The 12767-nt window shown below is 37.4% G+C and carries 8 protein-coding genes and 3 pseudogenes; 5 read left to right on the plus strand and 6 right to left on the minus strand.

Annotation, left to right across the window (positions count from 1 at the left end; genetic code table 11):
• Positions 1–41: 41 nt before the first annotated feature.
• The 3 genes from NGI30_RS00135 to NGI30_RS00145 form a co-directional block, all read right to left on the minus strand.
• Positions 42–764, minus strand: coding sequence for a DUF3169 family protein (locus NGI30_RS00135; protein WP_251942377.1), 723 nt, complete (start codon positions 762–764; stop codon positions 42–44).
• Complete coding sequence (locus tag NGI30_RS00140) at positions 761–964, minus strand: helix-turn-helix transcriptional regulator (protein ID WP_251521837.1); 204 nt, start codon at positions 962–964, stop codon at positions 761–763. The genes NGI30_RS00135 and NGI30_RS00140 overlap by 4 nt, the downstream gene beginning before the upstream one ends.
• A gap of 379 nt (positions 965–1343) precedes the next feature.
• Positions 1344–3341 (minus strand): DUF8508 domain-containing protein, encoded by a 1998-nt coding sequence (locus NGI30_RS00145; RefSeq protein WP_251942378.1) that lies wholly within the window; start codon positions 3339–3341, stop codon positions 1344–1346.
• 241 nt (positions 3342–3582) lie between these two features.
• Between NGI30_RS00145 and NGI30_RS00150 the strand changes: the two genes are divergently transcribed.
• Positions 3583–4659 (plus strand): YkvI family membrane protein, encoded by a 1077-nt coding sequence (locus NGI30_RS00150; RefSeq protein WP_251521843.1) that lies wholly within the window; start codon positions 3583–3585, stop codon positions 4657–4659.
• Between the two features lie 178 nt (positions 4660–4837).
• Positions 4838–6205, plus strand: a complete 1368-nt coding sequence (locus NGI30_RS00155) for an MFS transporter (RefSeq protein WP_251521846.1) — start codon at positions 4838–4840, stop codon at positions 6203–6205.
• 125 nt (positions 6206–6330) lie between these two features.
• On the opposite strand, the gene merA is transcribed toward NGI30_RS00155, so the two are convergent.
• Positions 6331–7653 (minus strand): hypothiocyanous acid reductase MerA, encoded by a 1323-nt coding sequence (merA, locus tag NGI30_RS00160; RefSeq protein ID WP_251521849.1) that lies wholly within the window; start codon positions 7651–7653, stop codon positions 6331–6333.
• Complete coding sequence (gene hypR / locus NGI30_RS00165; protein ID WP_251521852.1) at positions 7646–8074, minus strand: redox-sensitive transcriptional regulator HypR; 429 nt, start codon at positions 8072–8074, stop codon at positions 7646–7648. The genes merA and hypR overlap by 8 nt, the downstream gene beginning before the upstream one ends.
• 373 nt (positions 8075–8447) lie before the next feature.
• On the opposite strand from hypR, the pseudogene NGI30_RS11430 reads away from it, so the two are divergent.
• Positions 8448–8543, plus strand: a pseudogene (locus tag NGI30_RS11430) (YSIRK-type signal peptide-containing protein); the annotation flags it as partial.
• A 71-nt stretch (positions 8544–8614) separates the two neighbouring features.
• On the opposite strand, the gene NGI30_RS00170 reads toward NGI30_RS11430, so the two are convergent.
• Positions 8615–9367: a hypothetical protein gene (locus NGI30_RS00170; RefSeq protein WP_251942379.1), complete on the minus strand. Its 753-nt coding sequence runs from the start codon at positions 9365–9367 to the stop codon at positions 8615–8617.
• A 1390-nt stretch (positions 9368–10757) separates the two neighbouring features.
• On the opposite strand from NGI30_RS00170, the pseudogene NGI30_RS11485 reads away from it, so the two are divergent.
• Positions 10758–11846, plus strand: a pseudogene (locus NGI30_RS11485) (Rib/alpha-like domain-containing protein); the annotation flags it as partial.
• A 786-nt stretch (positions 11847–12632) separates the two neighbouring features.
• Positions 12633–12755 (plus strand): annotated as a pseudogene (locus NGI30_RS11490) (LPXTG cell wall anchor domain-containing protein); the annotation flags it as partial.
• Between the last annotated feature and the right edge of the window lie 12 nt (positions 12756–12767).

Consider the following 12767-nt stretch of genomic DNA (forward strand, 5'->3'; position numbering starts at 1 on the left):
TTTAAGATATTCGATATTTCCCAAGTGACACAATTAAATTATTATTTATAAAATTTACGAATTTTAAATATATAACCAAATGTATTATAACAAAATAATATTAATATAATGAGTAATCCAGGTGCTTGGTTGATGTTTGTTCTTAAAGAGAATATGCCCAATAATAAACCAGCTGCCATGAGCATAATAATATTGAATGTATATATTTTATACATTGATACCAATGCAATATGACGTTCACCTTCATCCATCATATATAAAGTTTTTTCTGTATAATTTTTTTCACCTAATTTTGGGTAACGCGAGTCAAACTTTTGAATAAAGAAACCATACATCACACTAGGGATAACTGTGATTATATTTGGTAGTAGCATATATAATTGGTCACTGTCATTGGTACTATTTCCTATTGCAACAAGAAAGACTACCAATATTACTATAAAAATACTTAAATAAGTAATGAAATTAGATTTTAGGAGTTCAATGTTTGCTTTTCTTTCGTATAAGTCTGCATCAGTATCGCTTTCATCATTATCTATCTTTCTTTTATAACTTAATGCCTTTTTTTGTACGAAAAATAAAGCGATCATTAAGCATATATTTATAACTATGCCAATAGTGGACACAATGCTTACGTAATGATGATTAGCAAAATTATTGCGATCTAATAAATTGATATTTTCTGATACACCAATCAGTCCGCCAATTATTCCACCAACTATCCCCCCAAAAAGTACCATCATTAAATAACGTCCTACTTTCATAAATCTTCCTCCTCTACGATAAATATGTTTTCTACAGGTTCGTTAAATATACGTGCAATCTTGACTGCGGTTAGAATGGATGGCGTGAAGTCGTTTCGCTCGATTAAAGAAACGGTTTGCCGGGAGATGCCGGCTTTCTTTGCGAGTTGAGTTTGATTGTAGCCATCGCGTGCACGTAATTCTTTCAATCGATTTCTCAATATTTATCAACTCCTCGCCTATAATATATATTACTTTAGTCATTTTGACAACTATATTTGTCAAAATGACGTGTATATTAGACGGTTTCTGACTCGAAATGATGTCGTTCAGCCTTGTCATAAAGGTTATTTGAGATGTATGAAACTTTTTCAGAAAAAATTCAATTAAATCACAAAATTGTTAGGGTAAGGGTATATTTGAAGTGGAAAATTAGAAGACATATGAAATTATCTTTTCATGATTCCGAGGGTTTTGAGCTTCTAGTTGTTTTAAACGAGTTCGGTGTAACACAATATGCTTTAACAATTAATATCAATAAAAAAACAGTCGAGCACCTGTTTAAGATGCCCGACTGTTTCTATTTATACTTTATTCTCTTTAACGTTGTTGTCTATGTTGATCTCTTGCTTTTTGTTTTACGTCAAGTTGTGCTAGTAATGGATCGTGGTCACTCGCACGACCTGAAACTTCTGTAAAGTCACTATTTACGTGTACTGGATCTAACTTTGTATAATTTGCAAGGTTATCAGAAACGAGTACGTGGTCTAATGCTTGTGAATTACCTTGGTAATTATAAGAATAACGTTGAGATGTTGGTAAGCTATAAATCATATTGTGCATATGATTACCTTCTAAAGTTTTTAATGGTTTAGACCATTGGAAATCGTTGTAATCGCCGACTGACACAATGTTTGCGTTAGGGTTCTCTTGATGAACTTGTTGCACGAAACGGCCAACTGCATTAGCGATTTCAGTTCGTTGCGTTTCACTTGGTAATTGTGGTGGTTGTTGGCTACCGAAGTATGGCGTGTCACCACGTTTAGAGTTCCAGTGATTTGCAAGTACGATGACTTTTTCGCCATGGAATTTAAATTGAGCAGCTAATGGCTTTCTTGAATCATCGAATGCTGGATTTTGTGGATCGATACGGCCAGGATTTAAAGTTAAATTACCATTTTTATAAGAAACTGGTGTATTCGCGTCACCTTGTTTGATTGAATCATCGAAGTCTACACGTTCAGGATTATATAAGAAACCTACACGGATGTTTGCGTTAGGTTGACCACCATCAGCATTCATCACAGGGTCGATATTAACGTATTTGTATTCAGGACCACCATTTTGTTTAATTTTATTAATTAAACGTTGGTAAGATTCGTTGGCATTTGGGCCACCAGCATTAGGACCGTCGTTATCTTGAACTTCAGTCACACCGATAATATCAGGGTTTTTCATGTTTTTAGTAATACCACCAGCGATTTTATTAGCTTTATCTTCAGTTGTCGTTTTTGTATTGTTTGAGAAATTCTCTAAGTTATAAGAAGCGATATTTAACTTTTGGTTACTTGGTTGGATTGTTGTCGGTTCAGGTTGTGATTGACCATCTACATGTGCACGTTTCATATCATCTAAATCAACGTTCAGTTTATAGTTTTGGAAACCGTAGTTTACATAACCGATAATAGGGCCTTTAAACTTATCGCCAGTCTTCACATCGAAGTCACGGGCTTGATAGTTGTCATACATTTTGAAAGGAATGCGTTCGCCATGTTGATTGTTTGGTGTTAATCTTACGCCGCCATGTGTCGTTTCTTCTGGTTGACTATCTTGTACTGTAAAGACGTCTCCGTGTTCTTGTGGGCCAACCGCTCTCACATCATTTGTCTGAACGCGCATGCCTTCAAGTGATTCCCAGTAATCAATTGCGTATTTGTTTCGGTCGAATGTCTGGAATTGATCATTCGCTGAAATTTTATTTGGTACGTTTTTGATTTGAACCGGTTGAGGTAATTGTTGATTACGTTTCTCTATAGAAACGTTGCCACCACGGTCATCACGTGCATTGATTTGTGTCACAGGTAAGTCAGTTTGTTGTTTATCGGCATATCCATCGATGTAATATTCATCAACTGTCCCTTTAACGTTGACTAAATCACCCTTTTGTACGCCGTAATCATTTTTACCCATGTAGACAATCAAACCTTCAGAAGTATTTGGATTATCGTCTTTCATGCTATCGGGTGTTTGAATATGTACGTATTTCGCACCATATAGTTCGTATTCATATGTAACAATACCTTGTACGTTATTTACCTTTTTACCGTCGTATGGTGAGTGATGTCCTTCACCTTGAATATCGTGAATAGAAACACCTTGATTATTTGAAGTTTGTTGTGTTTCTGATTGAGAAGATTGTGTTTGTGGCTGTGTTGAAGTTGTTTGTTGTGTCGTAGATGTTTGCTGAGTCCCTTGTTGTGATGCTTCTGGTTGTTGTGTACTTGCAGCTGGTTGCTTAGTTGTAGTGGCATGAGATACAGAAGGTAAGAGTGCAAGTAATGCCGCAGAAGCCATTAAAGTCGTAGTGATCTTCTTCAAAATTCATTCCCCCTTAATTGAAAATTATATATTCAGTTTAGCAAATCTATTTAGTCGTAAAGTAAATATCACGTAAACTTATATTAAATATTAAGTGTAAAATGAAATAATTACGCGATATTTTAATTGTGATTTAAAATGTTTTGAGATAACTAACAACATGACTTTTCTTATAAAAAATTAATTTTACAAAGTATGTTAAGCTATAAATGTAAAAATACTTTGAGCGAAAGGTGATAACATGTTAAGTAAAGATAATAAAGCATCTATTAAAATTGTGCTTGCTTATCTAAGCTTTATTGTTGGAGCTGGTTTTACAACGGGTCAAGAGTTGTTGCAGTTCTTTGTAAATTATGGGAATTTTGCTTATATTGGAGCTATACTAACAGGCATTATCGTTACGTTTGGTACGAGACAAATTTCGAAACTTGGTTACAGAGTAGATGCAGATACATATGATATTTCTTTAAATCACTTATTTGGAGACAAACTCGGAAAACTTATTGATTTCTTAATTATATTCTTCCTATTTGGGTTGACCGTTGTCATGGTAGCAGGTGGGGGTTCAGCGTTAAATCAAGGCTTTCATTTGCCTATTTGGGTAGGATCTTTACTTATTGTCATTTTATTATTTATCGTATTGCAGTTGAATTTTGACAAGATATTAAAGGTATTAGGGTTTGTCACACCGTTTCTAGTTATCGTAGTATTTATCATTGCTGGAACAAATATATTACATCCGACAATTCCATTTTCAGAAGTGGGTCGTCATATTGATAGTTCAAAGACCTCAAGTCATGTTTGGTGGTGGGATGCGGTAGTATATGGTGGTTTAATCATTGGCAATAGTTTCAGTTTCTTAACAATAGTAGGGAATGATGCGATCAGTCATAAAACTGCAAGACGAGGCGCTTTTTTAGGTGGTCTTGCATTTAGTATTTTATTAATCATCATGGTTGCAGGTTTATTGGCCAACATTGAAACAGCCAATAAAGTTGATATTCCTACGTTATTATTAGCGAAAGATATTCATCCTTTAGTCGCTATACTCATGTCAGCCGTTATGTTCGGTGTAATCTTCAATAGTTGTATCGGGATGTTGTATCCTTTCTTAAAAAGATTTACCCAACCTCGAACAAAACAATACACAATACTACTTACAGTATCATTAGTATTATCATTCGTGCTCAGTTTTGTTGGTTTTGTCGACCTTGTTAACTTTGTTTTTAAAGTATTCGGTTATATTGGATTATTTATTACATTCACTTTACTTATGAGATGGATTTATAATAAATTCAGTAAAGATAAGTTGATTTAGTTCAAAGTAGGAAAATTTTATATATAAAGATAACCAACCTCAAAGCTTGTTTGGAGTTTTGAGGTTGGCTTTTTTAAAATCTTCCGCAAAGACTTAATCTACCATTTTAATAATCACTTAACAGTTATGAGATACAATAAATGGGTATTACATAAATTTCTGAAAAGGGTTTGATTAGATGAAACAGTTGCAGGTGTGTAACAAACGTGACTTACTAGAGATTGTCGAAAATATTGATACGCAAAAGACATCGAAAATGTTGTTATTTATTGCGCTAGGGACGGTATTCTTAGATGCATATGATCTAACAATATTAGGTACGTCGACTGATCAGATTAAAAAGGAATTTCACTTAAGTCCTACGATGTTATCAGTCGTTATGACAGTGATGCCATTCGGTGCATTATTCGGTGCGATATTGGGCGGGCGTTTCGCTGATAAAATTGGCCGAAAAAAGATATTTTCCGTGTCGCTCCTTCTATTAATTATCACAGCATTAGGTGCTGCATTTTCACCGAATGTGATTTTACTCATTCTATGTCGGTTTGTAATGGGATTTGCGATAGGAATGGATAGTCCAGTCGTATTTACATATATCGCAGAAATTAGTAATAAAAGTGATAAAGGTCGTAACGTCAACTACTGGCAAGTGGTATGGTACATTTCTATGGTTGCTTCGGCTCTTTGTGTCATTATGTTCTTCTTACTTGGGACAGGCGATCATTTATGGCGTTTCGCAGTAGGTTTTGGGGCAGTCATTGCACTCGTGTTGTACATTTTAAGACTGAAATATTTAGATGAAAGTCCGATATGGATTGTCAATCACAGACCGTTAAACGAAGCGGCTCAATTTGTAGAACAACATTATCATCTCAAGGTGAATTTAATTGAAGATGATACAACGACACCAGTGAAGAAGCAATCAGATCAAGCACTTCAAGCGTTATTAAGTAAACGCTACTTCCCTCGACTAGCTTTAGCAACCGCCATCGCAACTTTACAAGGGATGCAATACTATGCGATAGGGTTATACATACCACTCATCGCAACTTACATTATTGGTGACGGGAAACTAGAAAGTTTATTAGGGACAGCAATCGTTAACATTGCTGGGATTGTAGGTGCTTATTTCGGTGCAAAGTTCACATTGCGTTTCGGAGCACGCAAGCTAACGATGATTGGTTTCGGTTTAGTACTGCTAGCCATGTTATGTATCGGTTTAATGTATAAATCATTACCAATGATCTTTAACACGTTATTTGTAGCAGTGTTCTTATTTGGCCATGCTGGTGGTCCAGGTACACAAGGTAAGACAATTGGGGCGATGTCCTTCCCGACAAGTCTACGTGGACGTGCAACTGGAGTCGTCGAATCCGTGAGTCGCTTAGGTAGCATTAGTGGGACGTTTGTCTTCCCGGTCGTCTTAGCTGCGGCAGGTCTGTCTAACACAATGTTAATACTCGCGGCGGTTCCTTTTGTCGGTTTCCTTGTTACTTTCTTAATTAAATGGGAACCTGTTGGTAAAAATGTTGAAAATGAAGCATAATTTAATATTTAAAAAAAGAGCCACGTCAGTGTTAGAACTGAGGTGGCTCTATACGTTGCTATAGATTCAACAGTGAATCCTTTGCCGTGTTTCTTCCATTTAAATGGGGGTTTCTCATACTTTACCTATAAATTGAATAAATCATTAAAGGATTCAATCATTGTCGGATGCGTATAAATATTATCTCTTAAGACGTCATAGGTAAGGTTTTGATCTATAGCTAATTTAACCATATTGATTAATTCTTCAGATTGCAGACCATAAAGGGATGCACCGAGAATATGTCCTGTTTCTTTGTTTGCCACAACTTTAAATAAACCGCGTGCATCGTTATTGATTTTATGACGAGGGATAGCTTTGACTGGTAAACGATTTTCTAAAATTTCATAACCTTGCTCGCGTGCTTGCTCTGCAGTTAAACCGACACGGGATAATGGGGGATCAATAAACATCGTATATGGGATAGCCCCTCTATTGTCAGTTGTACGCTTGCCTGTATCAAATAGTTGGTCACGAACAATTCTAAAGTCATCTAACGAGACATATGTAAATTGAGGACCTCCTTTTACATCACCTAAGGCGAAGATATGAGGGACGTCCGTACGTAAATGTTCATTCACTTTAATCTCACCGTGAGAACCAAGTTGTACATCTGTTTGTTCAAGGTTTAAGTCAGTATTAGGTTGACGCCCCGTTGCGACTAATACTGCATCGGCATGAAAATCACCTTTCGTAGTAGAAACTGTCACACCTTGATCATTGTCAGTAAAGTTTGTAGTCTCCACATTGTGTACGATATTAATCCAATTATCGTCCAAATCTTCCTCTATAGCTTGAACAATTTCTGCATCTTCATTTGGCAAGATAGACTCATGTCGATTTAACACAGTGACTTGTGTTCCAAAATTGGCAAAGATTGAAGCGAATTCTAATGCGATATAACCCGCACCAATAATCACAAGTTGTTCTGGTTGTTTAGTCAAATTCATAATACCCGTTGAATCATAAATATGTTGTGAAGATTCGATTCCTTTAATTTGCGGGATAACAGGTGTTGCACCAGTATTGATAACAATATGATCTCCTATGATGGTTTGTTGATGATTGCCATCTTTATCATATAAAGCGATTTCGTTATTAGATACAAATTGTGCCTTATTATCAAATATCGTTATATTCTCTTCATCAGCTAAGTTGTGGTAGTTTTTACTATTGAGTGCTGAGACCACATTAAATTTTCGTTGAATCGCATCTGAAAATTGTTTCCCTAAAACGCCATCATGTACAAGAGTTTTCGAAGGGATGCACCCTATATTAATACATGTGCCTCCATACATCTTTTGTGACTGTTCAACTACCGCAACCGATTGACCTTGTGTTGCAGCATATTTAGCTAAAGTTTTTCCTCCTTTTCCAAATCCAATGATAATTAAATCAAAGTTATTCATTTTTTTCCTCCTCTAAAATACTATGCAATGTCTCTTCAATCGTGAATTTTTCATAATAGTTCGTTAAAACTTCGCATTCGTGTTGTGCATGTTTTTCCATCACTTTGCTTACGCGACTCGCTATTAAGCATTCACTACTTTGGTTGCCCGTATATAAACGGCGTGTTGATTTTGTAGATTGAAATAATTGGAAGAGCTCTGATAGTTTAACCTTTTTAGTTTTTTCATTTGCTTTATAACCACCACGTTGTCCTTGAGTGGAAGTAATAAACTGTTTCTCTAATAATGGTTTGCTTACTCTACGTAATTGCACAGGATTAACACATACTAATGTTGCTAATTGTTTGCTGCTAAATTGTTCATCATCATGCTTAGCTAAAAATGTTAACAAATGAACTGCAACGTTAAATTCAAAGTTCATAACTATCTATTCCCCTTTTTAATGTAACTATTATAGTTGCATTAAAACACATTTAAATTTAAGAAGAAAGTATTTACATACTTGAGTTAATGTTATCTCTTTATTAATATTTTTAACTTTTGAACTATTCCAGTTTGTAAAAATACAACAGGGTATAATTAAATTGCGGGGTATTTGATGAGGGTTTGCAAACTATTTTCATCGATTGATTCGTGTCAAACTATGTTAAGTACGTTGGATTAATAAAATATTTCTATTATTACGAATTCGTATCAAAAAAATTTTCTGTTGCATTACAACATTTAGGGTGGTATCTTATATCTAAAGAATAATTTGTAATTATTCATATTTTATTGGGGAGGATCTTTTGAATATGAAAAAATCTAAAAGACTAGACTTTTTGCCAAACGTTCAAAATAAGTACTCGATCCGTAAATTCACGGTGGGAGCGGCTTCGATTTTAGTTGGAGCTACATTAATTTTTGGGGCAAGTGGCGATGCAAAAGCTGCTGAAGAGACATCATCAAATAGCACAAGCGATCAATCAACATCTGGGGATGCTAACAAAGAAGAAAGCACAACAGATACATCAAATACAACCGCATCAAGTGAAACAGTAACTGAAAGCCAAACACAAAGCACAGAAGAAGCGACAAAAGAAGAACCAACATCAACTGAACAATCGAGCACAGAAGAAGCGACAAAAGAAGAACCAACATCAACTGAACAATCGAGCACAGAAGAAGCGACATAAGAAGAACCAACATCAACTGAACAATCGAGCACAGAAGAAGCGACAAAAGAAGAACCAACATCAACTGAACAATCGAGCACAGAAGAAGCGACAAAAGAAGAGCCAACATCAACTGAACAATCAAGCACAGAGGAAGAAACAAAAGAAGACTCAACATCAACTGAACAATCAAGTACAGAAGAAACGACAAAAGAAGAACCAGCATCAACTGAACAATCAAGTACAGAAGAAGCAACGAACGAAGACTCAACATCAACTGAACAATCGAGCACAGAGGAAGCAACGAAAGAAGAACCAGCATCAACTGAACAATCAAGTACAGAAGAAGCAACAAAAGAAGAGCCAACATCAACTGAGGAATCAAGTACAGAAGAAGCAACAAAAGAAGAACCAACATCAACTGAACAATCAAGTACAGAAGAAACAACAAAAGAAGAACCAGCATCAACTGAACAATCAAGTACAGAAGAAACAACAAAAGAAGAACCAACATCAACTGAACAATCGAGCACAGAAGCACCTTCTACAGAACAAAACAATGTTGATACTACAACAACACAAACTAACGATACAACTGCCGATATCACTTCAGTAAATGACGAAGCTTCAGCGGTTGAATACTACAAAGAAGCTGCTAACGTTTCACAAAGTGACGCTGAAACAGCTGTTAACGATTTAAACTTAGATACTGAAAACGTAACTTCACAACAACTTCAATTCGCTTTACTTAACCAAATTGCAAATGAACAAGATGCAAATACAGCATTAGCAACTTCATCAAGAATTGCGAGTGTTAACGAAGAATCAATCAGTCTTTTATCAAACGAAGCATTCACTACAGAATCTGTAGGATCACCTTCAGAAGTAATTGTAGCTGATGCAATTGCGAATGGTTATATCGATTCAGCAACAGACATGACAAATGCTGCGAACACATTATCAGGTCGTGCATGGGTAGTTGATACAGGTACACCTTCAATAATGAGTAACGGTTTAACACCAGTTCCAGAAGGTACAACAGTATACATGCAATGGATTGATAAAGATGGTTCAGTATCTCCAACATATTCTGCTCAAACAACGAACCAACTTTCAAGTTCAGACGGTTCACAAGCGTGTCCTGGGGCTTACGCTTTCGATTTAAGAGATGGTTGGACAGATGCTAACGGAACTACACATACTTATAATGCGACAGATGGTCAATATTACCGTTTATGGATTCCAGACTATCAAACTGCGGACGGTAATACAGCAACAATGATCCGTCAAGCTGGTGGATTCTTCCCAGGTTCATTTGTTAACTCAGTAACAAATTCAAACTTAGGTCAATTCCCATTAATCGGTACAAATATGCAACGTACTGGTATTTATATGACGGTGGAACCTGAAAATAATTACATGACTACAGATCAATCACAATGGATTCATGATACTGAAGGCCCATTAAGTGCACCAGCAGTAAGTTTAGACGCACAAAATAGTATCTCAGGTCAAGTATGGTTAGAAACTGGGGCTGGAGACCAAGCTAACTCAGGTACAGGTCCTAACAACAATATTGCTGATCCAGAAGCTGCAGGTTACACAGTTGTGATGTCATCATTAACAGCTGAAGGTGCTCAAGCTTATAAAGATCAAGTTGAAAGTTTAGCTGAAGATCAAAGAGCTGCAGCAGCAAAAACTTTATTAACAGATCACCCAGAATATATTTCAGCAACAGTTTATGGTGAAACAGACGAAAACGGTCGTTACACATTACGTTTCCCTGAAGGAACTTTAAATGATGATTACATTTATGGTTATGTAATGGATCCTGACGGTAATGTGGTTAATGCTTATTCTTCTTATACGAGTCCAGAATTTAGAAGACCTAACGCAAACCTTTCATGGACACCACAAACTGCACCAGCGCAAAACTTAATTGAAAATCCAATGTGGTACAACGTAAACTTCGCATTAGTACCAACTACAGATTTAGGTATTGATATTCTTGATTACAACAATACTGATAAACCTGCAGTCGCTGGCGATGTTGTAAACATTGATTTAACAGGAACTCAATTATCACCTTTACCAACTCATATCGAATGGAGAGATAAAGATGGTAATGTAGTACAATCTACTGGAGACATTACTTCTTTAACTGATGGTGAACAACAAGCGACATTCACTGTACCTGATACTGCAGTTGATGGAGATGTTTATACAGCAGTAATCGTATCAGGTGGTAACGATATTGCAGCTGATTCATTCATCGTAAAAGTAACAGATGCTCGTACTTACGAACCAACAGTTGGTAGTGTAGAAAAACCATACGGAGAAGCAACAACAGATGCGGACGTAACAGGAGCAGTAACAGTACCTGATTATCCAACAGATGGAGAACAACCGGTTATCACAGTAGACGATCCAACACAATTACCAGACGGAACAGTACCAGGAACATCAAATGTAGATGTGACAGTGACATACCCAGATGGCACAGTAGATCACGTTCAAGTACCAGTAACAGTTGGAGAGCAAGCAGATAATGATGCATATGAACCAACAGTTGGTAGTGTAGAAAAACCATACGGAGAAGCAACAACAGATGCGGATGTAACAGGCGCGGTAACAGTACCTGACTATCCAGCGGATGGAGAACAACCGGTTATCACAGTAGACGATCCAACACAATTACCGGACGGTAATACACCAGGTACAACAAATGTAGATGTAACTGTAACATATCCAGATGGCACAGTAGATCACGTTCAAGTACCAGTAACAGTTGGAGAGCAAGCGGATAATGATGCATACGATCCAACAGTAGGAACAGTTGATAAAGACTATGGTCAACCAACAACAGAAGGTGACGTAACAGGAGCAGTAACATTCCCAGATTACCCATCAGAAGAAGAACAACCAGTAGTAACAGTAGATGATCCTTCACAATTACCGGACGGTAATACACCAGGTACAACAAACGTAGATGTGACAGTGACATACCCAGATGGCACAGAAGATCACATTACAGTTCCAGTAACTATTGAAGAACCAATTGATTCTGATGCAGATGCTGACGCAGATGCAGACAGCGATGCCGACGCAGATAGCGATGCGGATGCGGACAGCGATGCTGATGCAGATAGTGACGCCGACGCGGATGCGGACAGCGATGCCGATGCAGACGCAGATAGCGATGCGGATGCGGACAGCGATGCTGATGCAGATAGTGATGCCGACGCAGATAGCGATGCGGATTCAGACAGTGACGCAGACTCAGATAGTGATGCCGACGCGGATAGCGACGCAGACTCAGATAGTGATGCCGACGCAGACAGTGATGCGGACTCAGATAGTGATGCGGATGCAGACAGCGATGCCGACGCAGATAGTGACGCAGATGCAGATAGCGATGCAGACTCAGATAGTGACGCAGATGCAGATAGTGATGCGGATGCAGACAGTGATGCCGACGCAGACAGTGATGCCGACGCAGATAGCGACGCAGACTCAGACAGTGACGCCGATGCAGATAGTGATGCAGACGCAGATAGTGATTCAGATGCCGACGCAGACAGTGACGCAGACGCAGACAGTGACGCAGACGCAGACAGTGATGCAGATGCAGACTCTGACTCAGACAGCGACACTGACAACAATGTAGACGATGAAGATGATGATAATTCTGAAACTGGTGCAGTTGCAGGAAATGACAACAATAACCAATCAGGTTCATCTTCACACAATGGAGAAAAAGCAAATAACGCTAATAACCACGGACACAAAGCGGATAATGCTAAAGGACATGACAAACATGATTCAAAAGCATTACCAGATACAGGTGAAAATGGAAATAACAATGCTACAATCTTCGGTTCATTATTTGCAGCATTAGGTTCACTACTACTATTCGGTAGACGTAAAAATAAAAAAGAAGATAAATAATATCTGATTTTC

It is taken from the genome of Staphylococcus sp. Marseille-Q5304, from assembly GCF_943737015.1.
Classification (GTDB): domain Bacteria; phylum Bacillota; class Bacilli; order Staphylococcales; family Staphylococcaceae; genus Staphylococcus; species Staphylococcus hsinchuensis.